This window comes from Clostridium chromiireducens (assembly GCF_003575225.1).
Classification (GTDB): Bacteria; Bacillota; Clostridia; order Clostridiales; family Clostridiaceae; genus Clostridium; species Clostridium chromiireducens.
This window is the reverse complement of record NZ_QXDJ01000009.1, coordinates 116,764-137,958: the sequence shown is the minus strand read 5'-3', so window position 1 is coordinate 137,958 and position 21,195 is coordinate 116,764. Positions and strand designations below refer to the sequence as shown.

Below are 21,195 nucleotides of genomic sequence, written 5' to 3'. Positions count from 1 at the left end.
TAGGGGGTAATAGTCCCGTAAGTGAAAACTATGATAATCAGTTCTGCACCAGAGTACCACGAGACACGTGAAACCTTGTGGGAAGCAGGGAGGACCACCTCCCAAGGCTAAATACTACCTGATGACCGATAGTGAAGCAGTACCGTGAGGGAAAGGTGAAAAGAACCCCGGGAGGGGAGTGAAATAGAACCTGAAACCATGTGCCTACAACCGATCAAAGCACCTTATGTGTGTGATGATGTGCTTTTTGTAGAACGAGCCAACGAGTTACGGTATGTAGCAAGGTTAAGTACTTAAGGTACGGAGCCGAAGGGAAACCGAGTCTTAATAGGGCGACTAGTTGCATGCTGTAGACCCGAAACCGGGTGACCTATCCATGGCCAGGTTGAAGCGAGGGTAAAACCTCGTGGAGGACCGAACCACGTTGCTGTTGAAAAAGCATGGGATGAGCTGTGGATAGCGGAGAAATTCCAATCGAACTCGGATATAGCTGGTTCTCCTCGAAATAGCTTTAGGGCTAGCGTCGGAAAATGTGAGTAGTGGAGGTAGAGCACTGAATAGGCTAGGGGGCATAGCGCTTACCGAACCTTATCAAACTCCGAATGCCATATACTATCAGTCCGGCAGTCAGACTGTGAAAGATAAGTTCCATGGTCAAAAGGGAAACAGCCCAGATCGTCAGCTAAGGTCCCAAAGTGTAAGTTAAGTGGAAAAGGATGTGGGATTTCTAAGACAACTAGGATGTTGGCTTAGAAGCAGCCACTCATTAAAAGAGTGCGTAATAGCTCACTAGTCAAGAGATCCTGCGCCGAAAATGTCCGGGGCTCAAACTTACCACCGAAGCTACGGGTTCACACTTATGTGTGAGCGGTAGAGGAGCGTCGTAATCGGGCTGAAGTCGTACCGTAAGGAGCGGTGGACTGATTACGAGTGAGAATGTTGGCATTAGTAGCGAGATGTAGGCGAGAATCCTACAGGCCGAATATCTAAGGTTTCCTGAGTAAAGTTTGTCTTCTCAGGGTTAGTCGGGACCTAAGGCGAGGCCGAAAGGCGTAGTCGATGGACAATTGGTTGATATTCCAATACCACTATAATCGTTATTATCGATGGTGTGACGGAGAAGGATAGGATGTGCCAGCTATTGGATGCTGGTCTAAGCGTTAAGGGAGTCAGAGTAGGCAAATCCGCTCTGGCAATTCTGAGGCGTGATGGGGAAGGTTCTACGGAACCGAAGTATCTGATTTCATGCTTCCAAGAAAAGCATCTAGAGAGAGAAGTAGTGCCCGTACCGCAAACCGACACAGGTAGATGAGGAGAGAATCCTAAGGCCGACGGAAGAATTGCAGTTAAGGAACTAGGCAAATTGACCCCGTAACTTCGGGAGAAGGGGTGCCTGAGAAATCAGGCCGCAGAGAATAGGCACAAGCAACTGTTTAACAAAAACACAGGTCTCTGCTAAAGCGAAAGCTGATGTATAGGGGCTGACGCCTGCCCGGTGCTGGAAGGTTAAGGGGAACACTTAGTGGTAACGCGAAGGTGTGAACTTAAGCCCCAGTAAACGGCGGCCGTAACTATAACGGTCCTAAGGTAGCGAAATTCCTTGTCAGGTAAGTTCTGACCCGCACGAATGGCGTAATGACTTGTGCACTGTCTCAACTGCAAATCCGGCGAAGTTGTAGTGCGAGTGAAGATGCTCGCTACCCGCGATTGGACGGAAAGACCCCGTAGAGCTTTACTGTAGCTTAGCATTGAATTTCGGTATTGTCTGTACAGGATAGGTGGGAGACTGGGAAACTAGGGCGTCAGCCTTAGTGGAGTCGTTGTTGGGATACCACCCTGATAGTATTGAAGTTCTAACTGGATGCCATGAAACTGGTGACAGGACATTGTTAGGTGGGCAGTTTGACTGGGGCGGTCGCCTCCTAAAATGTAACGGAGGCGCCCAAAGGTTCCCTCAGAACGGTCGGAAATCGTTCGAAGAGTGCAAAGGCAGAAGGGAGCCTGACTGCGACACCTACAAGTGGAGCAGGGACGAAAGTCGGGCTTAGTGATCCGGTGGTACCTCGTGGGAGGGCCATCGCTCAACGGATAAAAGCTACCTCGGGGATAACAGGCTGATCTCCCCCAAGAGTTCACATCGACGGGGAGGTTTGGCACCTCGATGTCGGCTCGTCGCATCCTGGGGCTGAAGTAGGTCCCAAGGGTTGGGCTGTTCGCCCATTAAAGCGGCACGCGAGCTGGGTTCAGAACGTCGTGAGACAGTTCGGTCCCTATCCGTCGCGGGCGTAGGAAATTTGAGAGGAGCTGTCCTTAGTACGAGAGGACCGGGATGGACTGACCTATGGTGTACCAGTTGTTTCGCCAGAAGCATAGCTGGGTAGCTAAGTCGGGAAGGGATAAACGCTGAAAGCATCTAAGTGTGAAGCCCACCTCAAGATTAGATTTCCCATAGCGTAAGCTAGTAAGACCCCTTGAAGACTACAAGGTTGATAGGTCAGAGGTGTAAGTATGGTAACATATTTAGCTGACTGATACTAATAGGTCGAGGGCTTGACCAATAAATAATCAAGTTGTAATACATTAAAAATACTATGTGCAATTTTGAAAGAACAAAGCTTTCAAAGGAAGCTCACTCAACGTAGTTGAGGAGTACAGTTCATTAGACCAAATCATAGATTTGGAATGAACAAGCATCTCGTGATGATGGCATAGAGGTAACACTCCTTCCCATTCCGAACAGGAAAGTTAAGGTCTATAGCGCCGATGGTACTGCACGGGCGATTGTGTGGCAGAGTAGGACGTTGCGAGGTAACTTAAAAGATAGTTGTAATGACTATCTTTTTTATTTACAGTAAAAAAGTTCTTATGATTACTATATAAATAAATATTTGGGTAGAGAAAAATAAGAAATAATCCACAATGTATTGTAATATGCATGTGGATTATTTCTTATTAATGTGGATATTTTTAAATTGACATGTTTATATAATAATTACATCAAAATACTTGTAGATTCCTAAAATTCTCATCTTATACAAAGTAAAAATCCTTTGAGAACTTTGATTAATGTGTAGTAGATGGTATATCATTTACAAATAATTATTTAAGTGATATAATTGGAGTAATTTAATAACGAAAACCTAAGGTAGAGGCGCCAGTAATAAAGAGTACTCATCGTGAGTTGGCAAACGGTGATTGATGAGAAAAGGTATTATGGCCGAAGATTTGAATTATGCAAAGATTTATTTCTGGTTATGCATAGAATATATGTATAACTGTCACGAAAGTGGAGAGCTACAAGGATTTGATAAAACTATAGATGATAGTATTACAATGGAAGTTCTAATATTATTATAATTTAGTTTTGTACAAGTTTTATGCGATTAACTCTACCCGTTGGTATAAATTACTAACGGGTTTTCTTATTTAACAAAATAATTTTTAGGAGTTGGCAGATTAATGAAAGTAGAAGGGGTACTAGTACCATTAATAACACCATTTAAGGATGGAAAGGTAGATTTTAAATCTTACGAAAGAATGATCAATCATTATATTAAAGAAGGTGCAAATGGAATTATTCCACTAGCAACAACTGGAGAATCACCTACCATTCTTACGTGTGAGTACGAGAAAGTATTAGAAAAGACTATTGAGTATAATAATAATAGGGTGCCGGTGTATGTAGGATTGGGAGGAAATAATACAAGTGAAGTAGTTAAAATGTCGAAGATAGTAGAAAAGCATAGCGTAGATGGCATACTATCTGTAGCACCATATTATTCAAGACCCGATCAAAGAGGCATTTACGAACATTTTAAAGCTTTATCAGAATCAACTAACTTAGATATCATACTATATAATATACCGTATAGGACTGGAACTAATATTGAGAATGATACTGTACAGATATTATCACAGCTAAAGAATATAATCGGTATAAAAGATTGCTGCGGAAATATGAAGCAAACAACAGAATTATTATTAAATCCACCAAAAGATTTTTCAATTTTGACAGGAGAGGATGCGTATTTTTATACAACACTTGCGCTTGGTGGACAGGGAGGAATAATGGCTTCAGCTCATTTAAGAACTAAGGAATTTATAGATATATATAATTTAGTAAAAGAGAATAATCATCAAGAAGCATTGGATAAATGGAAGCTGATACATGGCATGATACCTCTTCTATTTTCAGAACCTAATCCTACACCACTAAAGTATTGCCTAAATAAGATAGGTTTAATAGATTCTGATGAAGTTAGACTTCCATTAGTAAATGTTACAAAGAAACTTCAAGATAAATTAGATAAGATGTTGGAAAATATAGCATTATAATATAGAGATATAATTATTAGGAATGATTAAAGAAAGTAGAAAATTAATATCAATAAGGACAAGAAGATAGCATTGTGAAGATTATAAAATATATTCTTAGTATTTATAAAAGGTCAGGAGAGAGGAAGTAGTAATTGCTTCCTCTTTTATTATTAACTATTATGAATAATATCTATAAGGATTATAGAGAAGATAAGAATTGTAAACGTATTTTTTGACTACTATACAAATTAGGAGTAATATAAAGAGTGAAAAAATTAACAAGGAAGTGATTTAAAATGATGCCTAGGTTTTTTTCTATGATCAAGAGTAAGGAAATTACAAGAGGGCAAGTTATGAAAGACGTAATAGCTGGATTTATTGTTGCTGTAATAGCATTGCCATTGTCAATAGCTCTTGGAATATCATCAGGGGTATCTCCAGATAAGGGGATTGTAACGGCAATATTAGCAGGGTTTATAATATCATTTTTAGGAGGCAGCAAAGTTCAAATAGGTGGCCCTACAGGGGCATTTGTAATTATAATTTACTCAATTATTCAAGAATACGGATTGAATGGGCTTATTACTGCAACGGTAATGGCAGGAATAATTTTAGTTATAATGGGATTATTAAGATTTGGTTCATTAATTAAGTACATACCACAAACAATAACTATAGGTTTTACTGCTGGTATAGCAGTAACACTTATGTCCACACAAATTAAGGATTTTCTCGGATTACATATTGATAATGTGCCAGCAGAATTTTTTGAAAAGTGGCAATTTTATTTTACCAATATAGAATCCATTAATGTATGGTCACTAATACTGGGAGTAGGAGCTGTAGCAATAATGGCAATATGGCCTAAGGTTAATAAAACAATACCAGGATCTATGATTGCATTAATTATAATAACTATTATTGTAAAAGTTTTTAGTATTCCAGTAGAAACTATAGGAAGTAGGTTCCAAGAAATCTCATCAACTATGCCAACACCTGTATTTCCAAATATGAACATGTATATAATAAATAAATTATTTGCGCCAGCTATGACAATTGCTATTCTAGCGGCGTTAGAATCATTATTATCGGCAACAGTAGCGGATGGCATGATATCCGATCAGCATGATTCTAATATGGAACTTGTTGCTCAAGGAATAGCTAATATTACGAGTGGATTATTTGGGGGAATACCAGCGACAGGAGCTATAGCAAGAACTGCAGCGAATGTAAAGTCAAATGGGAAAAGTCCAATAGCAGGAATGGTTCATGCAGTTGTGTTATTAATGACTATGCTAGCGCTAATGCCATTAGCTAAAATGATACCAATGACTGTACTAGCAGCCATACTTATAATAGTATCCTATAACATGAGTGAATGGAGAGTATTCAAAGCATTATTAAAAGCGCCTAAGAGCGATGTGATTGTATTATTAGTAACATTTGCATGTACAGTTGTATTTGATTTAGTAGTTGCAATAGGAATTGGAATGATTATGACTATGTTTTTATTTATGAAGAGAGTCTCTGATACTACTGAAATAAGGAACTTAGTTGATGAAGGCGTTTTTGATGACAGTATATCAAATGTATTAGAAAAAGCAGGTGGAAAGATACATGTTTACCAAGTCAATGGTCCAATATTCTTCGGAGTAGTACAAGAATTTATTTCTAAAATGAAAGGACTTGAGGCTTCTATTGAAGTTGTCATTTTAGATATGCGCCATACTCATGCAGTGGATGCTTCGGGAATAGATGCGCTAACTAAATTATTAAAACATTGCAAAAGTCTAGATATAAGGCTTTGTTTAACTCATGTACAAGATCAACCAATGAAGGTGTTAAGCAAGATGGGATTTGTGGTTAAGATTGGTGAGATAAATATCTATGAAACTAAGACAGAAGCAATAGAAAAAGCGTTTGACTATGTGAAACATTTGGAAGCATCGTAGAATAGTAGTTGACATAACTTATTAGATATTACCGGGGAAATAATATACTTAACTATCATTGATTCTTAATATATGCTTCTAATCTTAAATACTTAGTATTTACACATATGTAGTAAAATATATTATAATTAGACTCGATAAAAATTATATGCAGTAGATGAGGTATGCTTATGGAATATGGATGGGAGCGAACATTTCCGTTTCTGAAAATTGATAATAATATAATTGGGGAATTGCTTGAAGGTATACTAGAGAATGATTATATTACTAATGTAATTCCGATAAATGAAGGCTGCAGAACGACCAACTATATCGTAGATACAAATATACCAGAGAAAAAATATATTCTAAAGATATTTTTTTCAAAAGAGCAAAATTATAAGAAAGAAATTAAATTATTAGCTAAATTAAAAGAAGATAAGTTAGTTAATGTTGCTACTATTTACAAGGTTGGGAACAATGAGATTATACAAAATAGGGAATATGCAATTTATGAATACATGCAAGGAAAGACAATAGGTAAAGCAATAAGCGAAGGCTATAGTATAGAAAATAATTTTATTAAGGATGTTGCACAGTTTTTAGCACAAATACATAGCTATAAATTTGAGAAGGCAGGTTTTTTAGATGAAAATCTGAAAGTCGTAAATGAATTACCACCTTTAATACTATGGTACGAAAAATTCATGGGTAGTAAAGCTAAAGAGCGTCTAGGAAAAGATTTAGTGCATAAAATTTTATACATAGTGAATAAAAATGGTCATATACTAAATAAACTAGATAATGATATTAGGTTAGTTCATGGAGATTTTCAAGGAACAAATATTTTGATTAAGGATAATAAACTAGGTGGAGTTATAGATTGGGAATTTGCAATGGCTGGACATCCTTTAGCAGATATCGGACAGTTTTTTAGATATGAAGAGTATTTTAGTAAAGATATGATAAAAGTTTTTGAAGAAGAATATAATAAAATTTCTAGTTATAAGCTTACAAATGATTGGTATGAGATAAGTAAACTTCGAGATCTAGCAAATCTGATTCAATTAATAAATGGAGAAGGCAATATGCCAAACAAATATTCAAATATAAAAGATATATTAATCAATAATATAACTCTATTATCAAGCTAATAAGATTAAGAATAAAATATAATATAATGTCTTACCAGTTTGATTAATATAAATGAAAATTGTAATATAGGATGTCTAAAATTATGTCATTATAAGGTAATGAAAAAAAAATAACAATCAATATAATTTTTTAAAAATATATTGACAAATTTATATTAAGAGAATATACTAAAAAATATAAACAACGGTGTTTGTGAAACGTACAAAGAAAAGGTATGTTTTACAAGCACCGTTTTTTTATTTAGAATTACGATGTCGTAATAAATTAAGTAAATTAATTTACAAAGATAACTTGTAGAAGTATTAGAGCTCAATTACTTCTTGATTACAATTATTTGAATAATTTAAAGAAATTTCAAAAAAAGGATTATTATTATTCAAGAAATTATTGATTTTAAGGGGGATTTTTTATGGAAATTAATTTTGGCGATAGCAGTTTCTTATTAATTTGTTCAGCACTTGTACTTTTAATGACACCGGGGCTTGCATTCTTCTATGGAGGAATGGTGCGTAGAAAAAATGTTTTAAATACACTGATGTCTTCATTCTTTATTTGTGGACTAGCATCAATAATGTGGGTTTTAATAGGTTATTCATTATCATTCGGCGATGATATTGGTGGAGTAATAGGTGGACTAAATTTCTTCCTATTCAATGGAGTTGGGGCAGATCCTTCAGCACTTGCACCTACTATACCACATGAACTTTTTGCAGCATTTCAAATGATGTTCGCAATAATTACTCCAGCACTTATAACTGGATCTTTAGTAGGAAGAATGAAATTTTCAGCACTATTTATTTTTATAGGATTATGGTCACTTTTAGTATATTATCCACTAGCTCACATGGTATGGGGTGGCGGAATAATCGGTTCTTTAGGAGCAGTAGACTTCGCAGGTGGAGATGTAGTTCATATAAGTTCAGGAGTTTCAGGACTTGTAGCATGTATAATGCTAGGTAAGAGACGTGGTTATGGAATGATGTCATATAAACCACACAATATTCCTTTTGTAGTTCTTGGAGCAGCATTACTTTGGTTCGGATGGTTTGGATTTAATGCTGGTAGTGCATTAAATGCTGGTCCACTTGCTGTACATGCTTTCATGACAACAAATACTGCAGCAGCAGCAGCATTACTTTCATGGATGTTTATTGAAAAAATAAAACATGGTAAACCAACAATACTAGGAGCAGCGACAGGCGCAGTTGTAGGACTAGTTGCAATTACACCAGCAGCAGGATTTGTTCCACTTTGGTCATCAATTGTAATAGGTGCAATAGTTTCTCCAATATGCTTCTTCTTCATGAGCGTAGTAAAAGCAAAATTCGGATATGATGATGCGTTAGACGCTTTTGGATGCCACGGAATTGGTGGAATCTGGGGAGGAATCGCAACTGGATTATTTGGACAAACAGCAATTAACTCTGTAGCAAAATGGAATGGTCTTTTCTTTGGGGATATTAATCTATTAATTGCTCAAATAGAGGGTATAGTAATAACAGTTATTTTTGCAGCAGTCATGACATTTATTATCATAAAAGTTATGAAATTATTTATGACTATTAGAGTTGAAGGTTCAGAAGAGGCTGATGGTCTTGATGTAGCTGAACATGGTGAAACTGCTTATCCAGCATTCAATGGATTAGACTAGGATATAAATGCTATAATAGCACTAAATAATACTGCATCAATATATTAATAGATAACTAGATTGAAGAGATTTGTGGTATAATTTCAGATATACATTTCTAAAAATATATATCATGCAGATAATTAGGGAGGAAATATATTATGAAAAGAGTAGAAGCGATTATAAGACCTTCAAAACTTGAAGAAATTAAAGATGCATTAAAGAATAACAATATAAATGGTGTAACTATAAGTCAAGTTATGGGATGTGGTCAACAACGTGGTTGGAAGGAGTATCATAGAGGTACAGAAATAACAACTAATGTTTTACCTAAAATAGAAGTTAAAATAGCAGTAGAAGATGATAAAGTGGAAGATGTTATTGAATTAATTACATCAATAGCTAGAACAGGGGAAGTTGGAGACGGAAAGATATTTGTTGTTGATATTGCAGAATGCGTAAGAATAAGAACTGGTGAAAGAGGAAATACAGCACTATAAGAATATTATATGCAAAAATCCATACTTTCATAAATTATATAATATATTAATAGAGAGCAATTTATTGTTATGATAACTAATAATGATTTAATTAGTGAAATTTAACAATAAGTCGTTCTCTATTTTAATATGAATGTGTTAAAATGTTTAATTATTAAAATAATAGATATACTAATGTTAAATTAAAATTTTTAATATAATAATAAATTTATTTCAATATTAAAGAAATATTAAATAGGAGTATGCTATGAATGATAAAGAGATTTTTTTAGACATAGAAAAGCATTTGCTTAATGATGATAAGCCTTCTAATTATATACAGGAGGCATTAGATGCTAAATTACTTGATAAATATCCATTCTCGATGATAAAAGAACTGCAAGAAGTTGATCAAAATCCTAAATTTCATCCAGAGGGAAATGTATTTATTCATACAATGATGGTAGTGGATGAAGGTGCTAAAAGAAGAGATAAGAGTAAAAACAAAAGAGCATTTATGTGGGCACTTTTACTACACGACATTGGTAAGAAACCAACTACCAAGATCAGAAAAGGTAGATTAACTTCTTATGATCATGATATTGTAGGCGCTGATATGGCAAGAAAATTTTTAGAATACTTTAATGAGGAAGAGAATTTTATAAATGAAGTTAAAGGACTAGTAGGATGGCATATGCAAAGCTTATTTGTAACTAAAAATATGAAGTTTCAAAATATAGGTGATATGCTAGACGATGTAGAAATTAATGAGATTGTATTAGTGTCGCTTTCTGATAGATTAGGCAGGAGCGGCTTAGATAAACAAGAAATTAATGATACATTTATTCAAATAGACAAATTTAAAGAAAAGATAAGCAATTTTAATAAACAAACTGTATAGATTTTTATAATAAAAAGAGACTATCTAAAATTATTCCAAAAGATAGTCTACTTAAATATATACATATTAGTTTAATGCTATAAGTCTTATTTGTCTTTGTTTACTTCTTAGATGCTATGCTAACCAGACTAACCAGTAGAATAGAATGCCAAGAATTAATGTACATGAGATTATGAAAATAAGAACAATAAAAATTACATTTTTTCAATTAAAGGCATAATAAAGGCTTTTGAATCAGAAGCAACTTTTCTTATTTCTAATTCTATATTTTTATCATTCAATTCTCTGAAAGATTTTATATCTTGATCATTCAATGAAATAGCTCCAGTTACTTGAGTTTTACCTTCTTTGAAAGACATTCCTCCGATATTAACAGATTTAATATCTATTCCAGCTTCAACTAATCTAAGAACGTCAGTTGGATTAGTAAAAAGAAGCATAACAACATCATTTTCATAGTTAGGGTTATTAATAACTCTAACTGCTTTGTGAATATCAACTACATGAGATTGAATCCCAGGAGGTGCAACTTGAGTTAATAAAGTTTTTCTTATTTCATCTTTTGCTACATCATCGTTACATACGATAATTCTTTGACATTTTGTTTCCTTCGACCAAACTGTAACTATTTGCCCGTGTATTAACCTGTCATCAATTCTTGCTAATGTGATTTTCATTATAAATCATCCTCTTCAGAATTTGTGTTTATTTGTTTTATTAATTGTTTTATAGCATCTTTACCAGCATTTTGTGCTATTGATGCTAATTCAGGAAGACTTGAAAAGTCTCTACTGCTAAATACTTCTAATAACATTGGAAGGTTGACACCTGATACAATCTCAATATTGTCATTATTCAATGTTAGAACACTAGCTGCATTGAATGGACTTCCACCGAAGAGGTCTACCATAAATAAAACTCCGTCCTTACAATCTAACTCATTATCTATAAGGTTGGTGTATTTTGCTATTAAGTTATCTGTACCTTCACCAGGTTTAAATGTAACAGTACCTATATTTGTTTGAGAACCAAAAATCATCTCAGATGATTTAACCAGTTCTTCTGAGAATTTACCATGAGTGCTTATAATTAATGCGATCACTACCGTATCACCCTTTCTACTTATTGTTCAGATACTAATATACATAGCAATTAGCGTACCAACATAGTGTATCAGAAATACAAAGTATTATTAAGATACAGTTTTAGTAGTATTAAGTAAATATAAATATAAAAGATGATACACTATAGATATTTATTAATACACTATGTGTAGAAAATGATATACTTTTAATTGATATAATACATAATTTGATACTAAATAAAAGCTAAATTAAGTATTGATAATCATTTAGTATATCGATCATGTAATACAGTTCATCATCAGTTAATGATATAGACAATGAATTCTTAAATATTGAGCTGGCTTTCTTTAGAGCATACAAAATATTCTGATCAAGTGTATCAGTAGACTCTCTATACACCAGTCCATCATTCAAAATCATTCTCTCTAAAGCACAAGCAACATGTAGCATAATTCGTAGTTTTACAGGATTTTCATAATTTATGGATAGAGATTCCTCAATGCTTATAACGAAGTCTTCTAATAATGAACATATTTTTTCGGGATTTAGGAAAGTTATAAGTTCTCTAAGACTTTGTTTACAAAGATTTTTAAGAACTATTTGATTTTCTGTTTTGTTATTAGTATCAATAATAGTCTTTCCTTCTATTAAACTTTTTAGTAATTTTTCGCCTGAACCATCAATCAAATTTTCTAATGATATAAATGGAATTTCCATATTAGGGTTTGATACTCCAATTAGTGCAATAATCTTATTATTTTTTGATATATGAGTGATAGATTTACTTAAGTTTTTTAAACCAATAGCAATAATATTAATTTCACTCGAAGTTATATTATCAACTATATCTTGAATTAGTTCCTTAAGTTTAATAGCAGCGCCTTTACCAGTAGAACAAATTGTAACGATAACACCATCAGCGCTTGGATTTTCATCTGTTACTACCTTATTTGTATATCCTCTGAAATCAGTAATTAAATATGAGTACACGGAATTTAAATCTGTATCACATAATGAACATTTTCTAACAGCCTCTAAAACTAATGGAGTTGAAACCATATCCACACTTCTAGTATTAATATTAGTTCTTTCTGTAATAACATCACCAAAACTATTTAATGAACCCATATCCACTAAAAGTAATACACCCTTGCCTTCATCTACAATCTTAACTTTTTCAATCACGGTTTCTAAAATATCTGAAGGAGTCATTTCAAGAGGCATGTCAACAGCTAAAATATTATCAGCGTCAAAAAGTTTTCTAGCAACAGCAACCATGCTAGTAGCAGTACTTGAACCATGAGCTGCAACTACGATCCCAACTCTTTCTTGATGGGACGACTCTTGAATTGATGTTAAGAGTAGTGCAAGATATTCAATTTCAATAGGAGGAATAGTTAAGTTATAACGTTGCTCTATTAATGCATGAATTTCAGTTGCTACTTCATATTCTCTACTATTAATAGACAACTGTAGTTCAATATGCGATGACAATGAAACGGTCTTTTTCTTTATACGGTTAAATAATGCACTGAAATGAAGACTTGTAGCATAAATAAATCTTTCGTTTAATTTTCTATTTAATTTAGATTCGGCCAACGCCTTGATTTCCTCAGCAAAGTCAACAATATCTTTGTCAACAATTTTTAGTAAGCCTTCTCGTCTATGTGTATCATTCTTAAATTTTGCGTAGAATTGCTTTAAATGAATGTTGATATCTGTAGTTATGAAATTTTTGATATCTTCATCACGCATTCCTTCTTCCTGAAGAGCAGATGTTTTATCCTCAATAATGTTATAAATATTAAATGGGGGCTCATAAGCATCTGTCTCTAAAAATGTTTTATTACCATCTGGTAGGATAGTAATTGTATTAGGAATTATATTCCATGCAGTAGCGTTATCTTTTATTTTATTACCAAATGTAAGAATTCCATTTTTTATATTTGGTGGCAGTAGTTTTAAATTTATATCAATGCAATCATCTGCATTGCCTGTATTAATAGTATTTAAAAAACCTTTTGCACAAGCTAATTGAATATTAGATTTAAGCTGTCCAATATTTCCGTAGGAAGTGCTTCCAATAAGAGCTTTAATGGCTTCGGCTGATATTTTAATTGTTTTATTAACCCTTTGTGCCTCTTTTGATATTAAATAGTGTATTAACTGAATCTGATCATCAATAGGTCGCTCATCAAAACTTGGAATTGCTATAGTTATTGGAATTCTTCTTATAAACGTATTTAATAAGGTGGAATTAGGATCTTCTGTAGTTGCTCCTATCAATAATACGTTAGCTTTACGAGTTCTATCAGTTTCACCGAGTTTGTTGTATGTTCCAGTATCCATAAAATAGAACACCATTTCTTGCCCTTCGGGTGGTAATCTATGTATTTCATCTAAAAATAGAATACCACCGTTAGCTTTCTCAACTATACCTTCTTTCTCCTTATCAGCACCTGTAAAAGCACCTTTAATGTACCCAAATATATAAGAGAGTAGAAGTTGTGGGTTATTAGCGTAATCAGCACAGTTGAAAACTACAAAAGGTGCATCCTCAGGTAAGTTCTTTATGTATTTAGAGTATTCATACATTATATTAGCAAACAAACTTTTACCAACACCTGTGCTACCAATTATTAAAGTATGTAGACCGCTAGGTGGATACATTAGGGCTGCCTTAGCTTGTTCGATTTGATTTCTTAAGCCCGTATTAGCACCAATTAGGTAGTTAAAAGGTGATTGGTCTTGGATAACAGTTTTGTGTGGTGTGGAGACTAAAGACTTAATATCTGAGATTTCCTCTAAATTATCAGGCAACTTTATTGATAATAAATCCTCAATATGTTTTCTATCAAAATACATAACTGGTCTATTTTTTATTTTTATTATTTTCTTTTCTCTGCAAAGAGTATTAAGTTCTTTTGAAACATTATTTCTTAATATACCTAGTGTTTCTCCAATGTATTGAGCACTGAATCCTTTTTGCTCTAAAAATGTATCTTTATTAAAATTTTTGGAATTTTGCAAAACATAATTATATATTTTATCAATTCGCTTCATGATACATGCCTCCTTAATAAATACTATTGTAAGGTTTAAAAAGAAAATATTCAATAGTATATTGATACAGTTGTTGTATATAAGTATTTATAAAGTAGAAATGTATTAAAAGTATATTGATAAGGTATTGTTGCTTGAGCTAATTTATCAATTAAAATTGATACACTAATTTTAATTATTAATAAGCACATCAAGTGAGATAAATATTTTAAACAAATTAGAAGTTTATAAATATTATATAGGTGTTAAGAAATATATTATGGAGAGAGTATGTTTAAGATTTTTTCTTTTGGAATGGGAGATCTTTTTAATTTAGGGAATATTGAAAGAATAGGTGGAATAATGCAATCTTTTTTGGATAACATTGATATTGAGGAATTTACAAAGGAAAATGAATACTCTGAATCTAGTGTTGAAGATAATAATATTAGCTTCATTAGGATGGAAGAATATGATGATATGTACTTGCTAACTATTAATTTATATGGAATTAATATTAGAGAATTGAGCATAAGATACGACCCAGGAATAATAGAAATAAATTTAAATAGATCGGAGATACAAAAATCCGGTTTAGGAATACTATCTAGAAATATGGTTGTCAGAAAGTCGTATAATAAAAAATTTGAGAATATTGAAGAGATTGAGATAAGTCGTGTGTTAAAAAGTATTGATGATGGAATTCTTAGTATGAGAATGCCAAAGAAGTATTTATTGGAAAATGAATATAATATAATAGAAGTGGAGTCTTATGAAGATAATGTGGACAACTAAGTAATACTGTTGATAATAAAATGTGGATTGGGGATAATTATAGAATTTTTTTTATGTTGCTGCTAAAAATTATAAAATAAAAAGGGAGGATAAGCTCTAGGTGCATACCTAAAAATAAATCTTCCCTTAAATTAAGAGTATTAAATAAAATATTTACTATCTCTTACGCTTATTAGCAACTTCAACATTAACTTTCTTTCTATTAATTTTTCCGCCAGGACATTTATCCAATATTTTAGCAGATACAGTTTCATCGACTGTTACAAATGAGAAGTTTTCCATAAGGTCTATTTGACCAATTACTGAAGCATTAATTCTTGTCATATCTTTAATATAATTGATTAATACTTTTGGAGTTAAACCATCTCTTTTGCCGACAGAGAAAAATAAACGAACATCTTCTTTTTTACTAGGTGAATCTAATTTATTTGAGCTATAATCAAATACACTTTCGTTTTCAAATTTAATTTTCATTAATGCCGCAATTATTGTTATTGGATCATGAGATTCAGCCAATTCTATTGCACTTGGAATGAACTTAGTAAGCTCTCCAGATTTAATAGCATCTTCTACTTCTGAAATCATATCTTTAAATTTTTTATTATTGATTTCTTCAGCTGTTGGAACTGGTTTTTGTGTAATTGAACTTTTAGTAACATTTTGAATTTGTTTAAGCATTGAGAAATCCTTTGGTGTTACTAGAGAGTAAGCAGTACCGCTTTTGTCTGCTCTACCAGTTCTACCGATTCTATGAACGTAAGATTCAACATCTTGAGGTAAATCGTAATTAAATACGTGAGTTACTCCTTCGACATCTATACCTCTAGCTGCAACGTCAGTAGCAATTAATAAACTTAAAGTACCTTCTTTAAACTTATTTAAGGTAGTTAACCTATGAGCTTGAGTCATATCTCCGTGCATTCCTTCAACCATGTAACCTTTTGATTGTAATTCTTGCACAAGTTCATCAACACCTCTTTTTGTTCTGCAGAAAATTATAGCTGAACTTGGATTATCTAAGTCCAATAATCTGCAAAGAGCTTCTAATCTATGCTTATTATTAATCATAAAATAGTTTTGTTCGATTTTAGATACAGTTAATGAGCTTTTCTTTACACTAACAAGTTTAGCATCAGGCTTCATGTATCTTTTAGCAAGTTTAGCTATTTGATCAGGCATTGTTGCTGAAAATAATAAAGTTTGTCTTTCAGATGGTGTATGACTAAGAATTTCCTCTATGTCATCAATGAATCCCATATTAAGCATTTCATCAGCTTCATCTAATACTAAAAACTCTATAGTTTCTAAATGAAGATATTTTCTCTTTATAAGATCTAAGATTCTACCTGGAGTTCCAACAACTATATCTACACCTTTTCTTAAAGCTCTAATTTGTCTATCAATAGAATCTCCACCATAGACAGATAATACTTCAATATTTTCATACTTAGAAAGCCTTTCTATTTCATCTTTAACTTGAACAGCAAGCTCTCTTGTTGGTGCTAAAATAAGAGACTTTATTCCTTTTTTATCGCTCATTTTAGTTATAATTGGAAGGCTGTAAGCAGCAGTCTTTCCAGTACCAGTTTGTGCTTGACCTATTAAATCAGCACCGCTAAGTGTTACAGGAATACTTTGTTCTTGTATTTGAGATGGTTTCGTAAAACCAAGGTCTGATATTGCTCTCACAATACTCTCTTTAAGACCTAATGTAGCAAATTGATTATCATTCATTAAATATCCTCGTTTCTTAATTTTAAAATTGATTGATTTTTATTTTTTATAACTACATAGTAAAGATTTATCTATAAGTCAAATGAATTCATTATAACACAGTATATAAAACTATGTCAAAAATATTATTTTATTAATTGAAGAATATTATTCAAGAATAAATATGTTAATAATAGATAAAATGAGCTGCCTTTAAAATTTTTGGCAGCTCATTTTATCTATTACTAATCCGTGCAGGCTTCAATTATAATAGATTGTACAGTTCTAGGTAGGTTTTCTAGTTCGTCCTTATTTAAGTTAACAACATCTATCGGAGGATGTATCAATAATTCAACAGTAGCGCCTTTAACTCTGTTGTTGTTTTCCTCCAAAAGCTTATATGTTCCATTTATAGTTATTGGAACTATTGGGCATTTGGATTTTGTAGCAAGCTTAAAACTGCCGCCTTTAAATTCATCTGTAGACTTTCCCTTACTTCTTGTCCCAGATGGAAAGATTACCATTGAATAACCTGACTTTAATAAATTAATGCCGTCAACAATTGATGCGGCAGATTTTCTTAAATTATCCCTGTCCATAAAAATGCAATTAATATATTTCATCCAAGTGCTAATAAGAGGCCATTTTTCAAGTTCCTTTTTAGCAATAAATCCTTTTGGAACATCAATGACGCTTAATAATAGTGGTATATCAAAATTGCTTTGATGATTAGAAACAAATAATACCGTTTGCCCTTTTGGAATATTTTCTAGTCCTTTAATATTAATTTTTGCACCGGCTGCCTTCATTATAAATTTAGCCCATATATATGTTATTTTATGGATGTAATCTGTTCTTCCTTTTATATCATTTTTGTTAGTTAAAATTTTTACTTTAACTCTAAAAATAGAAGCCAATATTAAACTTAATCCAAGGCAGAGATAAAAATATATAGTTCTTATCATTAAAAATTACACATCCTTAATAAATTAATTTTTACACTAATCAGTATAATACAAAAATTAGCAGATTAAAAGATTAAATAGATTATGAGGAAGTTAAATTAGGATAAAATTAATTTTAAATTAAGCATTATTTAGGGAAAAATTATATTAAAAAATGTATAATATATATTATAATGATTATTCTATGAAATAGTACAGGAATAGAATTTACGCAGGCAGGAGAATATTAATGAATTTAAATGATAAACAGGATATGAAGGAGAAGAACGAGGAACAAATAATAGGATTAACAGCGATAGAAGTTAAGCAAAGAGTTAAGGAAGGTAAAGTAAACCATATTCCTAAAACACCTTCACGGACTCTACCACAAATAATTAGAGCCAATTTGTTCACAAGGTTCAATGCAATAAATTTTGCACTTGCAGCTGTAATTATATTGGCAGGATCGCCTAAAAATGCTATCTTTGTTGGGGTAATAATTGTTAATACACTAATTGGAGTAATTCAAGAAGTAAAAGCAAAACGTACATTAGAAAAATTATCTGTTATAAGTGCAGCTCACGCCAAAGTTCTCAGAGATTGTGAAATAAAAGATATTCCTGTCGATGAGATTGTGCTAGATGACATAGTTTATTTAGAAACCGGACTTCAGATATTAGCAGATGGAGAAGTAATAAGCAGTAATGGATTAGAAGTAGATGAGTCCATGTTGACAGGTGAAGCAGATGCTATATCTAAGCATTCAGGAGAAAAATTAATGTCTGGTAGTTTTGTTGTATCTGGCGACGGCTATGCAGTAGTAACGAAGGTTGGCAAGGAAACTTATTCATCAACTTTAGCTGAAGAGGCTAGACAATTTAAAATAATAAATTCAGAATTACAAGCAGCTATAGATAAGATATTCAGAGTCATCATATGGATTGTACCACCTCTATCATTATTATTAATATTAACTCAGTTAAGAATTCCGGGATATACATGGCAGGATGCAGCTATAGGTGCGGTGTCAGGTATCGTTGGAATGATACCTGAAGGACTTGTTTTGCTTACAAGTGCAACATTTATAGTTTCAATTTTAAAACTATCTAAATATGATACTTTAGTACAGGAATTATGTGCTACAGAAGTTTTAGCCAGGGTAGATGTGCTTTGTTTAGATAAAACTGGTACGTTAACACAAGGAGATTTACGATTATCTGAAGTGAAAAATATCGGATCTAGAAGCAAAGAAGAAATAGATCATGTATTAGCGGCATTAATTAATAATATTCCAAGCAATAACCCAACGCAGAAAGCCATATTAGCTAAGTATGAAAAATACGATAATAGCATGAAGCCAATAGAGAAAATTGCATTTTCATCTAAAAGAAAATGGAGTGGGATTACTTTTGAAAATATTGGGACATGGATTCTTGGTGCACCTGAAATAATATTAAATAAAGAATATCACTTTATAGAAAGTATAGTTAAAGAGGAAGCTAAAAAAGGAAAAAGAGTGTTGTTATTAGCAAATCTTCATAATAACTTAAATGAAAAGTTAGAAGGAAAAATAGAAAGTGTTGCATTGATACTAATTGAGGATATTATAAGAGAAGCAGCTCCAGATGTGTTAAAGTATTTCGATAGTCAAGGAGTAGGTGTGAAAATAATTTCCGGTGATAGTCCTGTTACGGTTTCTGAAGTTGCAAGACGAGCTGGAGTGAGCAATTGGGATAAGTACGTTGATGCAAGAGAGTTGCCAGAAGATAATGAAAATCTAAAAGAACTAATCAGAAATACAACTGTTTTTGGAAGAGTAACTCCACATCAAAAGAAAAGAATTGTTTTAGCACTTCAGGATATGGGTCATACTGTAGCAATGACAGGAGATGGGGTAAATGATGTTCTTGCATTAAAATCATCTGATTGTGGAATAGCAATGGCAAATGGATCAGATGCAACAAAGGCTGTAGCACAATTAGTATTAATGAAGTCAGATTTTTCTGCGCTCCCTAAAGTTCTTGAAGAAGGAAGAAAACAAATTAACAATTTGGAGAGAGTTTCAGAATTATTTCTATCAAAAACTGTATTTTGTATAATTTTATCCTTTGTATGCTCAATATTATTTATTGAATATCCAATACTTCCTATACAATTATCATTAGTAGGAAGCTGTGCTATAGGAATTCCATCATTCTTTTTAGCGTTATTACCTAGCACAGGTGGTGTAAAGAAAGGCTTTTTAACTAGGATACTTACGGTAAGCGTACCAAATGGAATATTAATTGCTTTGTTTACTTTGATTACATTTATACTATCAATTCAATTTGGATTACCAATGGATTATAGTAGAACTTTAGCGGTGCTAATGTTTGCAGGAATTAGTATGGTAGTCTTATTTAGAGTAGCAAGACCGTTAACTAATTTTAAAACAGTATTGTGCGTGGCTATGTTTGGTATGATAGTGCTTGCTTTTTTAACTCCAATCGGAAGGTATATATTTAGTTTATCAAAAATACGATTTGAACATTGGCTAATATCGGTAGCTGTAATAGTGATATCAAGTCCATTGATAACTAAAATTGTAGACATATTTAGGATTAAGGTTAATAAGAAATATAAGGTTAAAACAACTTAAAAGGTTGCAGATATTATAGGAATTATCTGCTTTATGTGAAAGTTAATTATTGTTTTGCCAGTACTATTAATACAAAAGGTGGTATAAAATAGAGGGATAAAATCTATTTTATATCATCTTATTTTTTTATTGTGATTTTCCAACAACTGGAGTATAATTAAATTAATATATTATTAAGGAGGGTAGATTATGGCAAATGTAATTGGTACTGTTGAGTTTAATTTTAATAAACTATGGATATCTAGCAGTTGTGTTTCAAAAACAGCAATTTCATCTTCTAACGGGAGAAGTGCGTCCATTTTTAGAATAAGTACTGATTATAGTATAAATCCATGGTCTATATCTTTAAATTAGTTGATTTAAATACTAATAAATAAGGATTTTATAGGATTCGAGGATTGTACTTGAGTCCTTTTTATATTGTACTTATCTAAGATTACAATTTTAAATTTATCAATAAGTCTAAGCTTATATATTAAGTTTGACTTTTGATAGGTTTTAAGTGTAAAATCCAGGATTCAGTTCTCCATAAGTCTTTTACTATTGGTTTTTTAGCATCTTGTGC

14 protein-coding genes, 2 rRNA genes and 1 riboswitch are annotated in these 21,195 nt (G+C 32.5%); of the genes, 11 read left to right on the top strand and 5 right to left on the bottom strand.

Annotated elements, in window-relative coordinates:
- The 8 genes from D2A34_RS24935 to D2A34_RS24900 all read left to right on the top strand — a co-directional run.
- Positions 1 to 2,558: ribosomal RNA gene (locus tag D2A34_RS24935) — 23S ribosomal RNA — on the top strand; the annotation flags it as partial.
- 135 nt (positions 2,559 to 2,693) lie between these two features.
- A 5S ribosomal RNA gene (rrf, locus tag D2A34_RS24930) occupies positions 2,694 to 2,810 on the top strand.
- 328 nt (positions 2,811 to 3,138) lie between these two features.
- Positions 3,139 to 3,305, top strand: a riboswitch (Lysine riboswitch).
- 154 nt (positions 3,306 to 3,459) lie between these two features.
- A complete protein-coding gene (gene dapA / locus D2A34_RS24925) occupies positions 3,460 to 4,335 on the top strand; it encodes a 4-hydroxy-tetrahydrodipicolinate synthase (RefSeq protein WP_119368231.1) in 876 nt (291 codons plus the stop codon).
- Between the two features lie 278 nt (positions 4,336 to 4,613).
- The gene (locus D2A34_RS24920) at positions 4,614 to 6,269 is read left to right on the top strand and encodes a SulP family inorganic anion transporter (protein WP_119368230.1); all 1,656 of its coding nucleotides are present in this window, start codon (positions 4,614 to 4,616) and stop codon (positions 6,267 to 6,269) included.
- Between the two features lie 170 nt (positions 6,270 to 6,439).
- A complete protein-coding gene (locus D2A34_RS24915) occupies positions 6,440 to 7,402 on the top strand; it encodes an aminoglycoside phosphotransferase family protein (RefSeq protein WP_079438144.1) in 963 nt (320 codons plus the stop codon).
- 410 nt (positions 7,403 to 7,812) lie between these two features.
- Positions 7,813 to 9,054: an ammonium transporter gene (locus D2A34_RS24910; protein WP_079438143.1), complete on the top strand. Its 1,242-nt coding sequence runs from the start codon at positions 7,813 to 7,815 to the stop codon at positions 9,052 to 9,054.
- A 140-nt stretch (positions 9,055 to 9,194) separates the two neighbouring features.
- Positions 9,195 to 9,533 carry a P-II family nitrogen regulator gene (locus D2A34_RS24905; RefSeq protein ID WP_079438142.1) on the top strand — a complete coding sequence of 113 codons (339 nt, stop codon included), beginning with the start codon at positions 9,195 to 9,197 and terminating at the stop codon, positions 9,531 to 9,533.
- A gap of 247 nt (positions 9,534 to 9,780) precedes the next feature.
- A complete protein-coding gene (locus D2A34_RS24900; protein WP_079438141.1) occupies positions 9,781 to 10,413 on the top strand; it encodes an HDIG domain-containing metalloprotein in 633 nt (210 codons plus the stop codon).
- A 194-nt stretch (positions 10,414 to 10,607) separates the two neighbouring features.
- Here the strand turns inward: D2A34_RS24900 and D2A34_RS24895 are convergent, their stop codons facing one another.
- From D2A34_RS24895 to D2A34_RS24885, 3 genes are all read right to left on the bottom strand, one after another.
- Entirely contained in the window at positions 10,608 to 11,090 is a 483-nt protein-coding gene (locus tag D2A34_RS24895) for a mannose/fructose/sorbose PTS transporter subunit IIB (protein ID WP_079438140.1), read from the bottom strand.
- Positions 11,090 to 11,515 (bottom strand): PTS sugar transporter subunit IIA, encoded by a 426-nt coding sequence (locus D2A34_RS24890; protein ID WP_119368229.1) that lies wholly within the window; start codon positions 11,513 to 11,515, stop codon positions 11,090 to 11,092. The genes D2A34_RS24895 and D2A34_RS24890 overlap by 1 nt, the downstream gene beginning before the upstream one ends.
- 226 nt (positions 11,516 to 11,741) lie before the next feature.
- Complete coding sequence (locus D2A34_RS24885) at positions 11,742 to 14,561, bottom strand: sigma-54-dependent transcriptional regulator (protein WP_119368228.1); 2,820 nt, start codon at positions 14,559 to 14,561, stop codon at positions 11,742 to 11,744.
- A 270-nt stretch (positions 14,562 to 14,831) separates the two neighbouring features.
- On the opposite strand from D2A34_RS24885, the gene D2A34_RS24880 reads away from it, so the two are divergent.
- Entirely contained in the window at positions 14,832 to 15,335 is a 504-nt protein-coding gene (locus D2A34_RS24880) for an Hsp20/alpha crystallin family protein (protein ID WP_079438137.1), read from the top strand.
- Positions 15,336 to 15,491: 156 nt separating this feature from the next.
- On the opposite strand, the gene D2A34_RS24875 is transcribed toward D2A34_RS24880, so the two are convergent.
- Together D2A34_RS24875 and D2A34_RS24870 are read right to left on the bottom strand one after the other, a co-directional pair.
- Complete coding sequence (locus tag D2A34_RS24875; protein WP_079438136.1) at positions 15,492 to 17,069, bottom strand: DEAD/DEAH box helicase; 1,578 nt, start codon at positions 17,067 to 17,069, stop codon at positions 15,492 to 15,494.
- A gap of 224 nt (positions 17,070 to 17,293) precedes the next feature.
- A complete protein-coding gene (locus D2A34_RS24870) occupies positions 17,294 to 18,013 on the bottom strand; it encodes a lysophospholipid acyltransferase family protein (RefSeq protein WP_119368227.1) in 720 nt (239 codons plus the stop codon).
- Positions 18,014 to 18,266: 253 nt separating this feature from the next.
- Between D2A34_RS24870 and D2A34_RS24865 the strand changes: the two genes are divergently transcribed.
- Both D2A34_RS24865 and D2A34_RS26975 read left to right on the top strand, forming a co-directional pair.
- Positions 18,267 to 20,630 (top strand): cation-translocating P-type ATPase, encoded by a 2,364-nt coding sequence (locus D2A34_RS24865; RefSeq protein WP_423243139.1) that lies wholly within the window; start codon positions 18,267 to 18,269, stop codon positions 20,628 to 20,630.
- A gap of 189 nt (positions 20,631 to 20,819) precedes the next feature.
- Entirely contained in the window at positions 20,820 to 20,984 is a 165-nt protein-coding gene (locus D2A34_RS26975; protein WP_169896748.1) for a hypothetical protein, read from the top strand.
- Positions 20,985 to 21,195 lie beyond the last annotated feature (211 nt).

What these genes read in the sequence shown, in the direction of transcription:
- D2A34_RS24875 (WP_079438136.1), bottom strand. Translation starts at nt 17,069, where the DNA reads ATGAATGATAATCAATTTGCTACATTAGGTCTTAAAGAGAGTATTGTG.
- D2A34_RS24880 (WP_079438137.1), top strand. Translation starts at nt 14,832, where the DNA reads ATGTTTAAGATTTTTTCTTTTGGAATGGGAGATCTTTTTAATTTAGGG.
- D2A34_RS26975 (WP_169896748.1), top strand. Translation starts at nt 20,820, where the DNA reads ATGGCAAATGTAATTGGTACTGTTGAGTTTAATTTTAATAAACTATGG.
- D2A34_RS24910 (WP_079438143.1), top strand. Translation starts at nt 7,813, where the DNA reads ATGGAAATTAATTTTGGCGATAGCAGTTTCTTATTAATTTGTTCAGCA.
- D2A34_RS24905 (WP_079438142.1), top strand. Translation starts at nt 9,195, where the DNA reads ATGAAAAGAGTAGAAGCGATTATAAGACCTTCAAAACTTGAAGAAATT.
- D2A34_RS24920 (WP_119368230.1), top strand. Translation starts at nt 4,614, where the DNA reads ATGATGCCTAGGTTTTTTTCTATGATCAAGAGTAAGGAAATTACAAGA.
- D2A34_RS24865 (WP_423243139.1), top strand. Translation starts at nt 18,267, where the DNA reads ATGAAGGAGAAGAACGAGGAACAAATAATAGGATTAACAGCGATAGAA.
- D2A34_RS24895 (WP_079438140.1), bottom strand. Translation starts at nt 11,090, where the DNA reads ATGAAAATCACATTAGCAAGAATTGATGACAGGTTAATACACGGGCAA.
- D2A34_RS24900 (WP_079438141.1), top strand. Translation starts at nt 9,781, where the DNA reads ATGAATGATAAAGAGATTTTTTTAGACATAGAAAAGCATTTGCTTAAT.
- D2A34_RS24870 (WP_119368227.1), bottom strand. Translation starts at nt 18,013, where the DNA reads ATGATAAGAACTATATATTTTTATCTCTGCCTTGGATTAAGTTTAATA.
- dapA (WP_119368231.1), top strand. Translation starts at nt 3,460, where the DNA reads ATGAAAGTAGAAGGGGTACTAGTACCATTAATAACACCATTTAAGGAT.
- D2A34_RS24915 (WP_079438144.1), top strand. Translation starts at nt 6,440, where the DNA reads ATGGAATATGGATGGGAGCGAACATTTCCGTTTCTGAAAATTGATAAT.
- D2A34_RS24885 (WP_119368228.1), bottom strand. Translation starts at nt 14,561, where the DNA reads ATGAAGCGAATTGATAAAATATATAATTATGTTTTGCAAAATTCCAAA.